Source organism: Streptomyces sp. NPDC001108 (genome assembly GCF_053598535.1).
The window spans coordinates 1-17,583 of the sequence record NZ_JBSFKL010000011.1 but is presented as its reverse complement, the minus strand read 5'-3'; the positions used below and the strand labels follow the sequence as shown (position 1 = coordinate 17,583).

Here is a 17,583-nt window from a genome sequence, read left to right as displayed (position 1 = left end):
GGCGCGTCGCGGGCCTCACCGGGCGAGCAGCGACTCCTCGACGAACTCCCCGACCCGGTCGAGGACCTGGTCCCGTCCGGTGCCGGGGAGGCCGACCGCGACATGCACGCTGAAGCCGTCGAGCAGGGCGCGCAGCCGGGCCGCGAACCGACCGGCGTCGACCGGGCGGAACTCCCCGGCCGCCGTGCCCCGCGCCAGCAGCTCCACCAGGTCGCGCTGCCATGCCTCCTCGATGGCGGCCTGCCGGGCGCGGGCGTCGTCGTCCGCGTTCCGCGAGCGGTTCCACACCTCCAGCCAGAGCGTCCAGTGCGGGTCGCCGGGGCCGTCGGGGAGGTAGAGGCCGATGTACCCGTCGAGCTGTTCGCGGGCGGTACCCGGTCCGGACAGCAGGGCGCGCCGCCGGGCCCCGAGCCGCTCCTCGCTCCACTCCAGGGTCTGGAGCAGCAGCTCGTCCTTGGTCCGGAAGTAGTAGAGGAGGTGTCCGCTGCTCATCCTGACCTCGCGCCCGAGCCCGGCCATCGTGAGGCCGTCCAGTCCGCGTTCGGCGATGGTCGCCATGGCGGCGGCCAGCAGTTCCTCGCGGGGCGGGGCGGTGTTGCGGCGGCGGGGCTCGGGGGGCACGGTGTCAGACCTTCGGCTGCTGCTGGGTGATGCAGTGGATGCCTCCACCGCCGGCGAAGATCGTACGCGCGTCGACGAGGGTGACCGTGCGGTCGGGGAAGAGCTCGCCGAAGACGGCGGCCGCTTCCTGGTCGCGCGGGTCGTCGAAGGCGCAGAGGACCACGCCGCCGTTGCAGAGGTAGTGGTTGATGTAGGAGTAGTCGACCCACTCCCCGTCCTCCTTGAGCACGGTGGGCGCCTTGACCTCGACGACCTCCAGCGAGCGGCCCCGGGCGTCGGTGGCCCCGCGCAGGATGCGCACGGTCTCCCGGGTGACCTCGTGGTCGGGGTGGGCCGGGTCGGGCTGGACGTGGACGACGACGGTGCCGGGGCGGGCGAAGGCGGCGACGATGTCGACGTGGCCGAGGGTGCCGTAGTCGCCGTAGTCGCCGGCCAGGCCGCGCGGCAGCCAGATCGCCTTCTCGGTGCCGAGGCGGGCGTGGATCTCGGACTCGACCTGCTCGCGGGTCCAGTCGGGGTTGCGTTCCTTGCCGAGCTGGACGGTCTCGGTGAGCAGGACGGTGCCCTCGCCGTCCACGTGGATCGCGCCGCCCTCGTTGACCAGCCGGGAGCTGTGCACGGGGACGTCGGCGAGCTCGGCGACGGCGCGGGCGATGTGCTGGTCGTGCTCCCAGCGGGCCCAGCCCTGGGCGCCCCAGCCGTTGAACGTCCAGTCGACGGCGGCCAGTCGCGTCCCGTCGGTGACGAAGGTGGGGCCGATGTCCCGCATCCAGGCGTCGTCCAGGGGGCGTACGGCGATCTCCACGTCCGGGCCGAGCAGGGCGCGGGCGCCGTCCTCCTGGCCGGGGCCGACGACCACGGTGACCGGCTCGAAGCGGCGCACGGCGCGGGCGACGGCGGCCCAGGCGTCCCGGGCGGCGGCCAGTTCGGCCTCGGACTCGAAGGTCGGGTTGGGGCCGGGCCAGGCCATCCAGGTGCGTTCGTGCGGGGCCCACTCGGGGGGCATGCGGAAGGTCACTGCGGGTCCTTGGGGTCTGCGGTTCGGCGGAGGTGTCAGAGGAAGTAGAGGCGGTTGAGGGAGACGGAGTCGGCCGGCTCGGAGCGCAGCGGGTCGCCGTCCAGGGTGACCAGGCCGCTGCGGGCGTCCACGGCGACCTCCCCGGTGCGGGAGTTGTGGACCAGGTCGCCGGGTCCGATGCCGCGGGTGCCGCGCACGCCGACGCGGCGGCGCCGGGTGGGCATCCCGTCGGCGCCGAGCTGGGCCGCCGCCTGCGAGACGAAGGCCACGGAGAGGTCGGCGGCGGTGGCCCCGTGCGCCCCGAACTGCGGCCCGAGGACCAGGGGTTCGCAGGTGTCGGTGGCGGCGTTGGGGTCACCGGTGACCCCGTACGCGGGGAAGCCGGCCTTCAGGACCAGCTGCGGCTTGGCGCCGAAGAACTCGGGCCGCCACAGCACGATGTCGGCCAGCTTGCCGGTCTCGATGGAGCCGACCTCGTGGGAGAGGCCGTGGGCGATGGCGGGGTTGATGGTCAGCTTGGCGATGTAGCGCAGCACCCGGGCGTTGTCGTCGCCCGGACCGTCGCCCTCCATCGGGCCCAGCTCCGCCTTCATCTTCCCGGCCATCGCGAAGGTGCGGCGCACCGTCTCACCGGCCCGGCCCATGCCCTGCGCGTCGGAGGAGGTGATGCCGATGGCGCCCAGGTCGTGCAGGACGTCCTCGGCGCCCATCGTCCCGGCGCGGATGCGGTCACGGGCCATCGCGGCGTCGCCGGGCAGGTCGGTCTTGAGGTCGTGTACGGAGACGATCATCCCGTAGTGCTCGGCGACCGCGTCCCGGCCGAAGGGCAGCGTCGGGTTGGTGGACGAGCCGATGACGTTGGCCACGCCCGCCATCTTCAGGACGTTGGGGACGTGCCCGCCGCCGCAGCCCTCGATGTGGAAGGCGTGGATCGTACGGCCCTCCAGGACGCGGAGGGTGTCCTCGACCGACAGGCACTCGTTCAGCCCGTCGCTGTGCAGGGCGACCTGGACGTCGTGCTCCTCGGCGACCCGCAGCGCGGTGTCCAGGGCGCGGGTGTGGGCGCCCATGTCCTCGTGGACCTTGAAACCGCAGGCCCCGCCCTCCGCCAGCGCCTCGACCAGCGGAGCCTGGTGGGAGGACGAGCCCCGGCCCAGGAAGCCGATGTTGACCGGCCAGGCGTCGAAGGCGTTGAAGGCGTGGCGCAGCGCCCAGGGCGAGTTGACGCCGACGCCCCAGACCGGGCCGAACTCCTGGCCGATGATCGTGGTGACGCCGGAGGCGAGCGACGCCTCCATGATCCGCGGCGAGAGCAGGTGGACATGGGTGTCGACGGCGCCCGCCGTGGCGATCATGCCCTCGCCGGAGACGATGGTGGTGCCGGTGCCGACGACCACGTCGACACCGTCCAGGGTGTCCGGGTTCCCGGCCCGGCCGATCGCGGCGATCCGGCCCTCGCGGATGCCGATCGACACCTTGCGGATGCCCTGCACGGCGTCGATGACCAGGACGTTGCTGATGACGACGTCGCAGGTGTCGCGGACCGCGGCGGCCTTGAGGTGGAGGCCGTCGCGGGCGGTCTTGCCGAAGCCCGCGAGGAACTCCTCGCCGTACGCCTGGGCGTCGGACTCGACGCGGACGGTCAGCCCGGAGTCGCCGAGCCTCACCCGGTCACCGGCGCGCGGTCCGTGGACGGAGGCGTACTCGTACGGGTCGATGCTCATCGTTCAGCTCCCAGGTATCCACAGGCGGCCGCGCGCCGCAGCGCCTCCTCGCGTGCGCCGGGCGCGTCCAGCGGCCCGTCCACCAGTCCGGCGAAGCCGATCGCGATCCGCTCGCCGCCGATCGGTACGAGCCCGACCTCGACGCTCTCGCCCGGCCCGAACCGCACGGAGGACCCGGCGGGGACGCAGAGCCGCATCCCGTAGGCGTCGGCGCGGGCGAAGTCGAGCCGGGGGTTGGCCTCGAAGAAGTGGAAGTGCGAGGTCACCGAGACCGGCACGGCCGCGGTGTTGCGGACGGTCAGCCGTACCGCGGGCTCCGGCTCGGGCACGGCCGGTCCGGGCAGGACGGCCCCGGGGGCCTCGTCGCCCAGCCCGTCGCCGAGCGGCCGGGACACCACGGCGAGCCGCGAGCCGTCGTCGAAGACGGCCTCCACATGGACCTCGGTGACGACGTCGGCGACGCCCGGCAGCACGTCGTCGGGGCCGAGCACCGAGCGGGCCGCCTCGATCGCCTCGGCCAGCCGGAGCCCGTCGCGGGCCGCCTCGCAGACGGTGTCCGCGATCAGGGCGGTGGCCTCGGGGACATTGAGCCGGAGCCCGCGGGCGCGGCGGGCACGGGCCAGCTCGGCGGCGCTGAACAGCAGCAGCCGGTCACGTTCCGTCGGAGTCAGTCTCATGTCTCCCCGCCTCTCGGTTAGAGCGTCACTCTAACTCAAGGTTAGAGCGCCACTCTAAAAATGTGAGAGGCCCTACTCCGGATGCCCGACCCTCCCCCGGGCATGCGGAAGCCGCGCCGGCTGGGACGCCTGGCGCGGCTTTCACACGTAAGCCCCGGACCGGGCCCGGGATCGGGACGGTCAGCCCAGGGGGTGCATCCAGCCGTGGGTGTCCTCGACGGTGCCGCGCTGGATGTCGAGCAGCCGCTCGCGCAGCTTCATCGTGACCTCGCCGGGCGTGCCGTCGCCCTGGACCCACTCGGCGCCCGTGCACTTGACGGTGCCGACGGGGGTGATGACGGCGGCGGTGCCGCAGGCGAAGACCTCGGTGAGGCTGCCGTTCGCACTGTCCTCGCGCCACTGGTCGATGGAGACGCGGCCCTCCTCGGACTCGTAGCCGAGGTCGCGGGCGACCTGGAGCAGCGAGTCGCGGGTGACTCCGGCGAGCAGCGAGCCGGTCAGCGCCGGGGTGACGATCTTGTTCCCGTACACGAAGTACAGGTTCATCCCGCCGAGCTCCTCGACCCACTTGTGCTCGATCGCGTCGAGGTAGGCGACCTGGTCGCAGCCCTTCTCGGCGGCCTCGGCCTGGGCGAGCAGGGACGCGGCGTAGTTGCCGCCGGTCTTGGCGTCGCCCATGCCGCCGGGAACGGCGCGCACCCGGTCCTCGGAGAGCCAGATGGAGACCGGCTTCACACCACCGGGGAAGTAGGCGCCCGCGGGCGAGGCGATCACCGCGAACAGGTACTCGTTGGCGGGCTTCACCCCGAGGCCGACCTCGGTCGCGATCATGAACGGGCGCAGGTAGAGGGACTCCTCGCCGCCGTGCGCGGGCACCCATGCCTTGTCCTGCTGGACCAGCGCGTCACAGGCCTCGATGAAGGTCTCGACGGGCAGCTCCGGCATGGCCAGCCGGCGGGCGGACGCCTGGAAGCGCTTGGCGTTGGCCTCGGGGCGGAAGGTGGCGACGCTGCCGTCGGGGCGGCGGTACGCCTTGAGGCCCTCGAAGATCTCCTGGGCGTAGTGGAAGACGGTGGTGGCCGGGTCGAGCGACAGCGGGCCGTAGGGGACGAGCTCGCCGTCGTGCCAGCCGCGCCCCTCGGTCCAGCGGATCGTCACCATGTGGTCGGTGAAACGGCGGCCGAAACCGGGGTTGACCATGCTGGCCTCGCGCTCCGCTTCGGACAGGGGGTTCGAGGAGGGCTTGAGCTCGATCGTGGGCGTCGTCATGAGTGCGTGTCCTTCACCGGTTGTATGGGCTGGACCGCGTTCACGCCGCTCCCGCCGGGCGGGTGCGAGGACGCCCGAGCTTTCGTTCGAGGCGCGGCCCCGTTCGATTATCGCTCCCGGGCGGCCGTGCGGAAAGCATGACGGAAACACGGTCCGGTGGTCGATGGTGGCACCCGGAACGGCGCAGGTGAAGCCGCCGGGTGCGGCTGCTACCCGGCGGCTTCGAAGTGGAGTCGTCGGGTCAGCCCGCTACGCGTACCGCGAGCGCGTCGCCGATCTGTTCGGTCGTGCGGTTCGAACCGTCGCGCTCCGCGAGATCGGCGGAGACGGCGTCCTCGATGCGCGCGGCCGCGGACTCGTGGCCGAGGTGGCGCAGCAGGAGGGCGACGGAGAGGACCGTGGCGGTCGGGTCGGCCTTGCCCTGGCCCGCGATGTCGGGCGCGGAGCCGTGGACGGGCTCGAACATCGACGGGAAGGCGCCCGTCGGGTTGATGTTGCCGGAGGCGGCCAGACCGATACCGCCGGTCACGGCGGCGGCGAGGTCGGTGAGGATGTCGCCGAAGAGGTTGTCGGTGACGATGACGTCGAAGCGCTCCGGCTGGGTGACGAAGAAGATCGTCGCGGCGTCGACGTGCAGGTAGTCGGTGGTGACCTCGGGGTACTCGGCCGCGATCCGGTCGAAGGTGTTCTTCCAGAGGTGGCCCGCGTAGACCAGGACGTTGTTCTTGTGGACCAGCGTCAGCTTCTTGCGCGGGCGGGCGTTCGCCCGCGCGAAGGCGTCGCGGACGACCCGCTCGACGCCGTACGCCGTGTTCACGCTGACCTCGGTGGCGACCTCGGCGGGGGTGCCGGTGCGCAGCGAGCCGCCGTTGCCGGTGTACGGGCCCTCGGTGCCCTCGCGGACGACGACGAAGTCGATGTCCGGGCGACCGGCCAGCGGGCTCGCGGTGTTCGGGAAGAGCTTGGAGGGACGCAGGTTGATGAAGTGGTCGAAGGCGAACCGCAGCTTCAGCAGGAGCCCGCGCTCCAGGACGCCGGACGGCACGGAGGGGTCGCCGATCGCGCCGAGCAGGATGGCGTCGTGGCCCTTGAGGGCTTCGAGCTCCGCGTCCGGGAGGGTCTCACCGGTGCGGTGCCAGCGCCGGGCGCCGAGGTCGTACTCCTTGGTCTCCAGCTTCACGTCCTGCGGGAGGGCGGCGCGGAGGACCTTGAGTCCCTGGGCCACGACCTCCTGGCCGATACCGTCACCGGGGATCACTGCGAGATTGATGCTGGAAGACATGGACGCACCCTACTGCTCGTCCCACTCCATGACATGTAGCGTCCACCATGCGGACACAGATGGGCCGTACGTGTGCCGTTCGCCCGGACGGCCGGACAGCGTCGGCCGACGGGCGGATGTTCTGTTCCATGGACATCCCCCGTTTCGGAATCCCCGAGAAGCTCGCCGCCCGGATGAGCATGGCCGAGCAGCACGCGTACCTGCGCACCCGGCCGACCCGGCGCGGCGCGCTCCGCGCGGGCGTGGCGACCGCCGCCGTCACCGGCGCCGGGCTCGCAGCCCGGCCCGCCCAGGCCGCCCCCACCGTGCTCACCGCGCCCCGCGCCTCCACCCGGGTGGACGGTTCGCTGGTGGCCCCGTTCGGCCGGCATCTGGCGTACGGCGCCGACCCGAGGACGCGGATGTCGGTCGGCTGGCAGGTCCCGTTCGCGGTGGAGCGGCCCTTTCTGCGCATCGGCCTCCAGCCGTGGGCGCTGAGCCGCCGGATCGACGCCGAGGTCCGCCATCTGACCACCCCGGAGCTGAACGGCGGGAAGATCGCCGCGGCCGAGCAGTTCTATCTGCACGCGCGCCTGGAGCGGCTGCGGCCGGGCACCACGTACTACTACGGGGTCGGACACGAAGGCTTCGACCCCGCAGACGCCCGCAACCTGGGCACGCTCGGCACCTTCACCACCGCGCCCGAGCGTGCGGAGCCCTTCACCTTCACCGCCTTCGGCGACCAGGGCGTCAGCTACGACGCGCTCGGCAACGACCAGCTGATCCTCGGTCAGGGCCCGGCCTTCCACCTGCACGCGGGCGACCTCTGCTACGCGGACCCGTTCGGTTCGGGGCGCCCCATCGACGGCTACGACGCCCGCACCTGGGACCAGTACCTGGCGCAGACCGAGACGGTGGCCAAGACGGTGCCGTGGATGGTCACCACCGGCAACCACGACATGGAGGCGTGGTACTCACCGGACGGCTACGGCGGCCAGAACGCCCGCTGGTCACTGCCCGGCAACGGCCCGGACCCGGTGAACCTGCCCGGCGCCTACTCCTTCGTCCACGGGAACGTGGCCGTCGTCGCGCTGGACGCCAATGACGTCTCGTACGAGATCCCGGCCAACTTCGGGATCAGCGACGGCCGTCAGACCCGCTGGCTGGACCGGCGCCTGGGGGAGCTGCGGGCCCACCACGACATCGACTTCGTCGTGGTCTTCTTCCACCACTGCGCCTTCTCGACGTCCAGCGTGCACGCCTCCGACGGCGGGGTGCGCGACGCCTGGGTACCGCTCTTCGAGAAGCACCGGGTGGACCTGGTCGTCAACGGCCACAACCACGTCTACGAACGTACCGACGCGATCCTGAACGGCGCCGTCCGGCGCACGGTGCCGATCGGCGAACGCGTCGACCCGGCCCGGGACGGCATCGTGTACGTCACCGCGGGCGGCGGGGGAAGGGCGCTGATGCGTTTCGCGGTTCCGGACAGCTACGAGGGCCACCCCGCCGAGCGGGAGAGCGTGGACACGTTCCACACGGTCAGGGGAGGCGGGAGGGCGGCCGAGACCGTGGAGTGGTCCCGGGTGCGCTACACCGGGTTCTCGTTCCTGGCCGTGGCGGTCGAACCCGGCCGCCACCCCCGGATGGAGGTGTCGGCGCTCGCCGAGTCGGGCGAGCGCATCGACCACTTCGAGATCGCCCGGGGCTGACCGGGGCCGGTCGTCAGTGTCCGGTGGAGCCGCCGTTGTCCCTGCGGTCGAGGGCGCGCTGGAGGGCGGCGGCGGCGTTCCGGCGCTCCGACTCGGTCGGGCGGTGGGAACGGCGGACACGGCGGAGGGTGGTCTGGACCATGATGGATCGACTCCTTGAGATCACGGGGATTTCGAGATCGAAGATCGAGGATCGAAGATCGTGAAGCTGATTTCGAGATCAGGATTTCGAGGCGCCGGAAGGGCGGGGAACACGCGCCGCAGGGGTTGCCTGCGCGAGGCGCGCGCTCACGACCGCCAGTCGCTGGATCGAGCGTGACGTTCGGCTTCTACAAAGCTAGGGCAGCCGGGCCGGTCTGTCTCCACAGTTACTCGGACTTCCTACTATCTGAGACGGGCGCGCGGCCCGAACCTCTCCCACCGGCCGCCCGATCGCCCGGAGGAATCGACATCGTCCCTGCTCAACGGGGGTGACGGGGTCGGCCTCCACGCAGCAGGCAGTTGACCGGCAGGAACCCGGCAATATGCCCGCCGCATGACGTTCCCGGCACCGCGACACCCCCGGAAGCCCGGCCTCCGGTCCGTCGCACCCTGGTCCGGACCAGTCATGATCCGCCACACTGCCGCCATGTCCGACACCACGGCCGCCACGGCCGCCACCGCCGCACCCCCGCAGTGGACGCCCATCCACGGCGCACCCTACGAGCCGGTCCCCTACCGCCCCGAGCGGATGGCGGCCGACGAGTCCCTCGCCACCGCCGCCCGGCTGCGGCGGCGGATGGACGAGCGCAGGACCGTGCGCAGCTTCTCCCCCGACCCCGTGCCCGAGCAGGCCGTCCGGGACGCGATCGCCTGCGCCGCGACCGCGCCGTCCGGCGCCCACCAGCAGCCGTGGACCTTCGTCCTGGTCAAGGACCCCGAGGTGCGCCGGCGCATCCGGGAGGCGGCCGAGAACGAGGAGCGGATCAGCTACGACGGGCGGCTCGGCGAGGAGTGGCTGGCCGCGCTGCGCCCGCTGGGCACCGACGCGGTCAAGACCCACATGACCGACGCCCCGGCACTGCTCGTGGTGTTCCAGCAGCGGTACTGGGTCGGCGAGGACGGCACCCGGCACAAGCACTACTACGTCGACGAGTCGGTCGGGATCGCGGTCGGCATGTTGCTGAGCGCCCTGCACCAGTCGGGGCTGGCGGCGCTGATCCACACCCCGAGCCCGATGCGCTTCCTGCGCGAGGTGCTCGGCCGCCCGGAGAACGAGAAGGCGTTCGCGGTGATCCCGATCGGCTACCCGGCCGAGGACTGCGAGGTGCCCGGCCTGGTCCGCAAGTCGCTCGACCAGGTGCTCGTGGAGATCTGAGACCGGGGCCCGCACGGGCCCGGACATGGAAACCGCCTCCCGGCCGGCAGGGGAACCGGGCGGGAGGCGGAGTTCACGGGAGGGGCGCCGGGGTGGGGCGCCCCGTGGGGTGTCAGCCCTGGTGGGGGTAGGTGTAGTCGGTCGGCGGGACCAGGGTCTCCTTGATGGCCCGGGTCAGGGTCCAGCGCTGGAGGTTCTGCGGGGCGCCCGCCTTGTCGTTGGTGCCCGAGGCCCGGCCGCCACCGAAGGGCTGCTGGCCGACGACGGCACCGGTCGACTTGTCGTTGATGTAGAAGTTGCCCGCGGCGTACCGCAGCTTCTCCATCGTGTGCGCGGCGGCGGCGCGGTCGTTGGCGATGACGGAACCGGTCAGCGCGTAGTCGGAGACCGACTCCATCTGCTCCAGCATCTCGTCGTACTTGTCGTCCTCGTAGACGTGCACGGCGAGGATCGGGCCGAAGTACTCGGTCGTGAAGACCTCGTTCTCCGGGTCGGTGCACTCGATGACGGTCGGGCGGACGAAGTAGCCCACCGAGTCGTCGTACGTGCCGCCCGCGACGATCGTGCAGCTCGGGTCGGCCTTGGCCCGGTCGATCGCGGCCTTGTTCTTGGCGAACGAACGGTCGTCGATGACGGCGCCGATGAAGTTCGACAGGTCGGTGACGTCGCCCATGGTGATCGAGTCGACCTCGGCGGCGAAGGTCTCCTTGAAACCGGAGTTCCAGATGGAGGCCGGGATGTACGCCCGCGAGGAGGCCGAGCACTTCTGGCCCTGGAACTCGAAGGAGCCACGGGTCAGCGCGGTCTTCAGGACGGCCCGGTCGGCCGACGGGTGGGCGACGACGAAGTCCTTGCCACCGGTCTCGCCGACGAGCCGCGGGTAGGTGCGGTAGTTGGCGATGTTGTTGCCGACCGTCTTCCACAGGTGCTGGAAGGTGGGGGTCGAGCCGGTGAAGTGGATCCCGGCCAGGTCGCGGTGGTTCAGCGCGACCTCGGAGACGGCGAGGCCGTCGCCGGTCACCAGGTTGATGACGCCCTTGGGCAGACCGGCCTCCTCGAGGAGCTGCATCAGCAGCACCGCGGCGTGGGTCTGGGTCGGGGACGGCTTCCACACCACGACGTTGCCCATGAGGGCGGGGGCGGTGGGCAGGTTGCCCGCGATGGCCGTGAAGTTGAACGGCGTGATCGCGTAGACGAAGCCCTCCAGCGGGCGGTGGTCCATGCGGTTCCACACGCCGGTCGAGTTGGCCGGCGGCTGCTCGGCCAGGATCTGGCGCGCGTAGTGCACGTTGAAGCGCCAGAAGTCGACGAGCTCGCAGGGGGTGTCGATCTCGGCCTGCTGGGCCGTCTTCGACTGGCCGAGCATGGTGGAGGCGGCCATCGTCTCGCGCCACGGGCCGGACAGCAGCTCGGCGGCGCGCAGGATGATCGCGGCACGGTCGTCGAAGGACATCGCGCGCCAGGCCGGGGCGGCGGCGAGCGCGGCGTCGACCGCGTCCTTGGCGTCCTGCTCCGTGGCGTTGGCGTACGTGCCGATGACGGCCTTGTGGTTGTGCGGCTGCACGACGTCGAAGCGCTCGCCGCCGCCCATCCGCTTCTCGCCGCCGATGGTCATCGGCAGCTCGATCGGGTTCTGGCTCAGCTCCTTGAGCTTCTCCTCCAGGCGGGCACGCTCCGGGGAGCCCGGGGCGTAGGAGTGGACCGGCTCGTTGACCGGCGCGGGGACCTGGGTCACAGCGTCCATGGTTTCCGTTGCTCCTTGGGTAGAGAGGTGGAGGGGAGGGGGAGGGCTCAGCCCTTGGTCAGGACGGAACGGCCGAAGAACAGCAGGTTCGCCGGCTTCTCCGCGAGACGGCGCATGAAGTAGCCGTACCAGTCGGTGCCGTACGCGGTGTAGACGCGCATCCGGTGGCCCTCGGCGGCGAGCCGCAGGTGCTCCTCGCTGCGGATGCCGTAGAGCATCTGGAACTCGTACTCGTCCAGCTTGCGCCCGGCGCGGCGGCCCAGCTCCTGGGCGATGGCGATCAGGCGCGGGTCGTGCGACCCGATCATCGGGTAGCCCTCGCCGTCCATGAGGGTGCGCAGGATCCGGACGTACGCCTTGTCGATCTCGGCCTTGTCCTGGTACGCGACGGAGGCGGGCTCCTTGTAGGCGCCCTTCACGATGCGGACGCGGCTGCCGGCGGCGGCCAGGCGGCGGGCGTCGTCCTCGGTGCGGAACAGGTAGGCCTGGATCACGCAGCCGGTCTGCGGGAAGTCCTTCCGCAGCTCCTCGTGGATGGCGAACATCGAGTCGAGGGTGGTGTGGTCCTCGGCGTCCAGGGTGACCGTGGTGCCGATCGCGGCGGCGGCCTCGACGACCGGGCGGACGTTGGCGAGCGCCAGCTCGTGGCCCCCGTCCAGCGACTGGCCGAACATGGAGAGCTTCACGGACATCTCGGCCCGGGTGCCCAGGCCCAGCTCCTTGAGCCGCTCGATCAGTTCGAGGTAGGCGTCGCGGGCGGCGGCGGCCTGCTCCGGGGTGGTGATGTCCTCGCCGACCACGTCGAGGGTGACTTCGAGGCCCTTGGCGGCGGCGTCCTCGATGACGGGCACGACCTGGTCGACGGTCTCGCCGGCGATGAACCGGTCGACGACCTGCTTGGTGCCGGGTGCGGCCGAGATGAATCGGCGCATCTTGTCGCTGCGGGACGCGGCGAGAATCACGGGAGCCAGCACGGGGCACCTCCACGGAAAGTACGGACGAAGGCCATATCGGTCGAGGGGTGACAGACCGGTACAGCACGGAGAACCACCGTGAAATCTAAGGATCGCTCCGATCGTGTGCCATCGACAGCTGTCACGCATCCGCTCCCCCGTTCTCAGACATATGTCTGAAGGGGTGCGAGAATGGCCGGGTGAAGGGCGATTACCAGGAGCTGGTCGACGAGATCTCCGGGCTGCTCGGCGCCCCCGCGACGCTGGAGAACCGGGATTTCGGCCTGGTCGCCTTCGGTGCCCACGACAGCGACGACGACAGCGCGATGGACCCGGTCCGCACCCGCTCGATCCTGACCCGCCGCTCCACCCCGGCCGTCCGCGCCTGGTTCGAGGGGTTCGGCATCACCCGCGCCACCGGCCCCGTCCGCATCCCCGCCGCCCCGGAGGCCGGGGTCTTCCGGGACCGGATCTGCCTTCCGGCGCGCCACCGGGGAGCGGTGCTCGGCTACGTGTGGCTGCTGGACGGGCACCCCGGGCCGACCGACGAGCGGCTGGCCGCGGCGATGGAGGTGGCGGCCAGGATCGGTGCGCTGCTGGCCGAGGAGGAGCGGGCGGGCAGCGACCCGTCCCGGGAGTTCGGCGCGCTGCTGACCGCCGGACGGGGCTGGCAGCGCGACATGGCGGCGGCCGCGCTCGCCGAGGCGCTCGGCCCGGACGCGCACGGGCTGCACACGGTGGTCTGTGTGACGCCCTGGCCGCAGGACCCACCCTCGGTACGGACGGTGCCGTCGGCCGCCGCGCTCGCCCCGGTCGTCGGGACGGGCCCGCCGCACGCGCTGGCCGCGCTGGTGCGGCTGCGCTCCTCGGGGGTGCTCGACCCGGCGTTCGCCGCCGCCGACCGGCTGCGCGCGGTCGCGGGACGGCCGGTCACCGCCGGCATCGCGGTGCCCCGCCGGGGCCTCGCGGAGCTGGCCCCGGCCTGGTACGAGGCGGTGGCGGCGGCCCGTGCGGCCGCGGCCGAGGAACGGTTCGGCGAGGTCGTCGAGTGGTCGGCGATCGGACCGTACCGGCTGCTGACCACGCTCCCCGCCGACACCGGCGCGGACCCCGCCGTACGCGCCCTGCTCGCCCCGGCGCACAAGGACCTGGCCCACACCGCCGAGGTGTTCCTCGACCGCGCGGGCCAGGCGTCCCGGACGGCCGCCGCGCTCGGCGTCCACCGCCAGACGCTCTACTACCGCCTCTCCCGCATCCAGCAGCTCACCGGCCTCGACCTGAACGACGGCGAGGACCGGCTGCTGCTGCACATGGCCCTCAAGAGCGCCCGGCTGGGAGCCTGACCCGGCGGGCCGCCGCGAAGGCGAGGGCGAGCTGGTCCAGGAGCGGCGCGGCGGCCGGGTGCGGGTCGTGGCGCGGGGTGACCGTGTAGACGCCCCGGGTCGGCGGGTCGACCAGCGCGGCGGTGGCGACATCGGCGCGCAGCGCCCGCGTCAGCACCCCGGGGATCAGCGCGATGGCGTGACCGGCGGCGACCAGGGCGAGCTTGCCGGGGAAATCGGCGGCGGCGAGATCGATGCGGGCGTCGGCCCCCGCGCGGGCCGCGTGGAGCCGCAGCAGCGCCGCCGCCCCCTCGTTGTCCTCCACCCAGGTCTCCCCGGCCAGCGCCCGTACGGGTACCGGATCCGCCCCGGCCCGCGGGTGTCCGGCGGGCAGGGCGACGACCATGTCGTCCACACCGAGGAGCCGCCGCTCGATCCGCCGGTCGTCGGGGAGCCCCGGCGGCGCGTCGGTGACGACGGCCACGTCGAGGTCCCCGTCGAGCACACGGGCGCAGAGGTCCGCGCTCAGCCCCGGCAGGAGGCTCCAGGCGAGCGGCCCCCCGGACTCCAGCAGCCCCCGGACCGCCTCGGGAACGACCCCCGCGGCCAGTGACGGGGTCGCGCCGACGGTCAGCGGCCGGGCGGCGGATCCGTGCCCGGCGTCCCGGGCGGCGCGCACGGCGCGGTCGGCCTCGTTGAGCGTGGCCCGGGCATGGCGCAGGAACGCCTCACCGGCCGCCGTCGGACGCACCCCGCGCGCATGACGCTCCATCAGACTCGCGCCGACCTGGCGTTCGAGGCCGGAGATCTGCCGGGACACGGCGGACTGCGTGTGGTGGAGTTCGGCGGCCGCCGCCGAGAGCGAACCGAGCCGGCACACCGTCACAAAGGTCCGCCACACCGTCAGATCCATGGGCCCAGTATGTGTCGGGCATGCGAGCGCCGCATGGCATTTATGCGAGATCTGCGCTTGCGGCAGGGAGCGGTGCGCAGCAGGCCGGCGGGAGTACCGCGCCCTCTTCCCGGGCCACCCGGCGCCGGACGAACCGGCCCGCACCCGCCGCATCGGCGCCGTCGACGTCCACGGCTCCGTGGCGACCGCGACGATGACGCTCCACCACGGCGCGGACACCTTCACCGATGTCTTTCTGCTGGTCCACGGCCCGGACGGCGAATGGCGCATCGCCAACGAGGCGTACCACCGGCACCACTGACAGAAGCTAGGGGGCGTCGTGCCCCGCACCGGGGCCGGCGCATTCCTGATCCGCGCGGCCCTCCAGCACGACCTTCAGGCCGTCCGTCAGGTCCTGGGCGGAGGGGGCGGACTCCTCGTCCATCATCCACTGGACCATCACGCCGATGAGCAGCGCCTGGCAGAACAGCCCGGCCGTCCTCGCCCGCTCCGGGTCCTTCTCCGGGTCGATGCCGAGCATGTTCTCGGCGAGCCCGTCCCGACCCGCGCGCTGCGGGCCCAGCAGGGCCTCCCGCAGTCCGGGGTCCTTCTCCAGCCGGGAGACGACCTCCATCTGGAGCTGCCAGACCGACCGGGCCTCCGGGTAGCTGGCGATCACCCGCTGCCAGGTGTCGCGGAACTGGTCGAGCGGCGCCGGGGGCCCGCCGCCGTCCGCACCCTCCGCCCCCTCCTCCGGCGAGGTGAGGAGGTCGCCCCACTCCTCCGTCACCTGGAGGAAGGCGAGGTTGAGCAGCGCCTCCTTGGAGCCGTAGTGGTAGCCGATGGAGGCGAGGTTGGTGCCGGAGGCGGCGACGATGTCCCGCGCCGTCGTCCGGGCGTACCCCTTCTCCAGCAGGCAGCGCTTGGCGCCTTCGAGCAGATCCTCACGGTGTCCCATGACAGCAGCGTACCCGGCGTCCAGACGTACGTGTAAGACGTACGTCTAGATTCCGGGTACGCGACGGCGGTACGGCCGTCAGTCGGTGAGGTTCACCGTGCGGGCCGAGGCGGCGCCGATCTCCGTGGAGATCTCGGCGAGCACCGAGGCCGGGACGTCGTCGTCGACGGTGAGGACGACCAGCGCCTCGCCGCCCGCGCCGGTCCGGGAGACCTGCATGCCCGCGATGTTCAGACCGGCCTCGCCGAGGATGCGGCCGACGGTGCCGACGACACCGGGGCGGTCCTCGTAGCGCAGCACGACCATGTGGTCGGCCAGGGCCAGGTCCACGTCGTACTCGCCGACGGCGACGATCTTCTGGAGGTGCTTGGGGCCGGCCAGCGTGCCGGAGACCGAGACCTCCTCGCCGCCCGAGAGCGTGCCGCGGACGGTGACCACGTTGCGGTGCTCCGGCGACTCGGAGCTGGTGGTGAGGCGCACCTCGACACCGCGCTCCTGCGCGAAGAGCGGGGCGTTCACATAGGACACGGTCTCGTCGACCACGTCCTCGAAGACGCCCTTGAGCGCGGAGAGTTCGAGCACCTTGACGTCGTGCTGGGTGATCTCGCCGTAGACCTCGACGTCGAGACGGACGGCGACCTCGCCCGCGAGGGCGGTGAAGATGCGGCCGAGCTTCTCGGCGAGCGGCAGCCCCGGGCGCACGTCCTCGGCGATCACACCGCCCTGGACGTTGACCGCGTCCGGCACCAGCTCACCGGCGAGGGCCAGGCGCACGGACTTGGCGACGGCGATGCCCGCCTTCTCCTGGGCCTCGTCGGTGGAGGCGCCGAGGTGCGGGGTGCAGACGACCTGGTCGAACTCGAAGAGCGGGGAGTCCGTGCAGGGCTCCTTGGCGTACACGTCGAGCCCGGCGCCGGCGACCCGGCCCTCCTTGAGGGCGGAGGCGAGCGCCGCCTCGTCGACGATGCCGCCGCGCGCGGCGTTGACGATACGGACGGAGGGCTTCACCTTGTGCAGCGCCTCGTCGCCGATCAGGCCGATCGTCTCGGGGGTCTTGGGCAGGTGCACGGTGATGAAGTCGGCGACCTGGAGCAGCTCGTCGAGCGAGAGGAGCTTGACGCCCATCTGCGCGGCCCGCGCGGGCTGCACGTAGGGGTCGTACGCGACGATCTTCATGCCGAAGGCCGACATGCGCTGGGCGACCAGGACGCCGATGCGGCCGAGGCCGACGACACCGAGGGTCTTCTCGCTCAGCTCGACGCCGGTGTACTTGGACCGCTTCCACTCGCCGTTCTTGAGCGCGGTGTTGGCCTGCGGGATGTTGCGCGCGGTGGCGACCAGCAGACCGCACGCCAGTTCGGCGGCGGTGACGATGTTGGAGGTCGGGGCGTTCACGACCATCACGCCGGCCTTGGTGGCGGCGGAGACGTCGACGTTGTCGAGACCGACACCGGCGCGGGCGACGACCTTCAGCTTCTTGGCGGCGGCGATGGCCTCGGCGTCGACCTTGGTCGCGGAACGCACCAGGATGGCGTCGACGTCGGCGATCGCGGGGAGGAGCTCGGCGCGGTCCGCGCCGTTGCAGTGCCGGATGTCGAAATCGGGTCCCAGCGCGTCCACCGTGGCGGGCGACAGCTCTTCAGCGATGAGTACGACAGGTTTCGAGCTCACGTGAGTCCTCACAGGTCCAGTGCGGACGGCCGTCCCGACGGCCGCAGGCGTGGAGGGGCTTGCCGCGTGGAAGACGCACGACACTGTGGGCCTGACGCGTGTATGTGTGGAGCAGTGTAGTCATGCAGCAGGGCGCACATTGCGCCCCGTTGGAAGGATCACCCACACGGGGGTGGACGACTTGTACACACGTACGACGCCGCGACTTCCAGCGGTGGGGAACGAGAACGCCCCGGGGGCGGGCGGGTGGGCCCGCCCCCGGGGCGTGGGTGCTACGCGTCCTCGTCGTTGACCCAGCTCATGAGCTTGCGCAGCTCGCGGCCGGTGGTCTCCAGGAGGTGGTCGCTGTCGGCCTTCTTGTACTCGTTGTACTTGGGCAGGCCGTTGTGGTACTCGGCCATCCA

General features: G+C 72.0%; 15 protein-coding genes and 2 pseudogenes. 4 read left to right on the top strand and 13 right to left on the bottom strand.

Annotated elements, in window-relative coordinates:
• Positions 1-15: 15 nt before the first annotated feature.
• The 6 genes from ACWC97_RS23490 to ACWC97_RS23465 all read right to left on the bottom strand — a co-directional run bounded on the left by ACWC97_RS23490 (position 16) and on the right by ACWC97_RS23465 (position 6,591).
• Entirely contained in the window at positions 16-621 is a 606-nt protein-coding gene (locus tag ACWC97_RS23490; protein ID WP_352276194.1) for a TetR/AcrR family transcriptional regulator, read from the bottom strand.
• A gap of 4 nt (positions 622-625) precedes the next feature.
• Entirely contained in the window at positions 626-1,627 is a 1,002-nt protein-coding gene (locus ACWC97_RS23485) for an agmatine deiminase family protein (protein ID WP_450651538.1), read from the bottom strand.
• 47 nt (positions 1,628-1,674) lie between these two features.
• Positions 1,675-3,363, bottom strand: coding sequence for an urease subunit alpha (locus ACWC97_RS23480; protein WP_385211761.1), 1,689 nt, complete (start codon positions 3,361-3,363; stop codon positions 1,675-1,677).
• Entirely contained in the window at positions 3,360-4,040 is a 681-nt protein-coding gene (ureA, locus tag ACWC97_RS23475) for an urease subunit gamma (RefSeq protein WP_450651386.1), read from the bottom strand. The genes ACWC97_RS23480 and ureA overlap by 4 nt, the downstream gene beginning before the upstream one ends.
• Before the next feature lie 180 nt (positions 4,041-4,220).
• Positions 4,221-5,309: a branched-chain amino acid aminotransferase gene (locus ACWC97_RS23470; protein WP_450651384.1), complete on the bottom strand. Its 1,089-nt coding sequence runs from the start codon at positions 5,307-5,309 to the stop codon at positions 4,221-4,223.
• A gap of 241 nt (positions 5,310-5,550) precedes the next feature.
• Entirely contained in the window at positions 5,551-6,591 is a 1,041-nt protein-coding gene (locus tag ACWC97_RS23465) for a 3-isopropylmalate dehydrogenase (RefSeq protein WP_352276187.1), read from the bottom strand.
• 128 nt (positions 6,592-6,719) lie between these two features.
• Between ACWC97_RS23465 and ACWC97_RS23460 the strand changes: the two genes are divergently transcribed.
• Positions 6,720-8,282, top strand: a complete 1,563-nt coding sequence (locus tag ACWC97_RS23460; RefSeq protein WP_450651381.1) for a purple acid phosphatase family protein — start codon at positions 6,720-6,722, stop codon at positions 8,280-8,282.
• 13 nt (positions 8,283-8,295) lie between these two features.
• Here ACWC97_RS23460 and ACWC97_RS23455 read toward each other — a convergent pair whose 3' ends face one another.
• Positions 8,296-8,424, bottom strand: coding sequence for a hypothetical protein (locus ACWC97_RS23455; RefSeq protein ID WP_352276183.1), 129 nt, complete (start codon positions 8,422-8,424; stop codon positions 8,296-8,298).
• A gap of 486 nt (positions 8,425-8,910) precedes the next feature.
• Between ACWC97_RS23455 and ACWC97_RS23450 the strand changes: the two genes are divergently transcribed.
• Positions 8,911-9,639, top strand: coding sequence for a nitroreductase family protein (locus ACWC97_RS23450; protein WP_352276181.1), 729 nt, complete (start codon positions 8,911-8,913; stop codon positions 9,637-9,639).
• A 112-nt stretch (positions 9,640-9,751) separates the two neighbouring features.
• Here ACWC97_RS23450 and pruA read toward each other — a convergent pair whose 3' ends face one another.
• Both pruA and ACWC97_RS23440 read right to left on the bottom strand, forming a co-directional pair.
• Positions 9,752-11,383, bottom strand: a complete 1,632-nt coding sequence (gene pruA / locus ACWC97_RS23445) for an L-glutamate gamma-semialdehyde dehydrogenase (protein ID WP_352276180.1) — start codon at positions 11,381-11,383, stop codon at positions 9,752-9,754.
• A 47-nt stretch (positions 11,384-11,430) separates the two neighbouring features.
• Positions 11,431-12,357: a proline dehydrogenase family protein gene (locus ACWC97_RS23440; protein ID WP_352276178.1), complete on the bottom strand. Its 927-nt coding sequence runs from the start codon at positions 12,355-12,357 to the stop codon at positions 11,431-11,433.
• A gap of 179 nt (positions 12,358-12,536) precedes the next feature.
• Between ACWC97_RS23440 and ACWC97_RS23435 the strand changes: the two genes are divergently transcribed.
• Positions 12,537-13,679 (top strand): PucR family transcriptional regulator, encoded by a 1,143-nt coding sequence (locus ACWC97_RS23435; protein WP_352276176.1) that lies wholly within the window; start codon positions 12,537-12,539, stop codon positions 13,677-13,679.
• Here ACWC97_RS23435 and ACWC97_RS23430 read toward each other — a convergent pair.
• On the bottom strand, positions 13,654-14,571 hold the full coding sequence (locus ACWC97_RS23430; RefSeq protein ID WP_450651380.1) for a LysR family transcriptional regulator: 918 nt from the start codon (positions 14,569-14,571) through the stop codon (positions 13,654-13,656). The two genes, ACWC97_RS23435 and ACWC97_RS23430, sit on opposite strands and share 26 nt — an antisense overlap.
• A gap of 91 nt (positions 14,572-14,662) precedes the next feature.
• Here ACWC97_RS23430 and ACWC97_RS23425 point away from each other — a divergent pair.
• A pseudogene (locus ACWC97_RS23425) lies at positions 14,663-14,872 on the top strand (nuclear transport factor 2 family protein); the annotation flags it as partial.
• A gap of 6 nt (positions 14,873-14,878) precedes the next feature.
• Here ACWC97_RS23425 and ACWC97_RS23420 read toward each other — a convergent pair.
• The 3 genes and pseudogenes from ACWC97_RS23420 to ACWC97_RS23410 all read right to left on the bottom strand — a co-directional run.
• Positions 14,879-15,508 (bottom strand): TetR/AcrR family transcriptional regulator, encoded by a 630-nt coding sequence (locus ACWC97_RS23420; protein ID WP_352276173.1) that lies wholly within the window; start codon positions 15,506-15,508, stop codon positions 14,879-14,881.
• A 78-nt stretch (positions 15,509-15,586) separates the two neighbouring features.
• Positions 15,587-17,179 (bottom strand): phosphoglycerate dehydrogenase, encoded by a 1,593-nt coding sequence (gene serA, locus ACWC97_RS23415; protein WP_352276172.1) that lies wholly within the window; start codon positions 17,177-17,179, stop codon positions 15,587-15,589.
• Positions 17,180-17,451: 272 nt separating this feature from the next.
• Positions 17,452-17,583: pseudogene (locus ACWC97_RS23410) on the bottom strand (ketol-acid reductoisomerase); the annotation flags it as partial.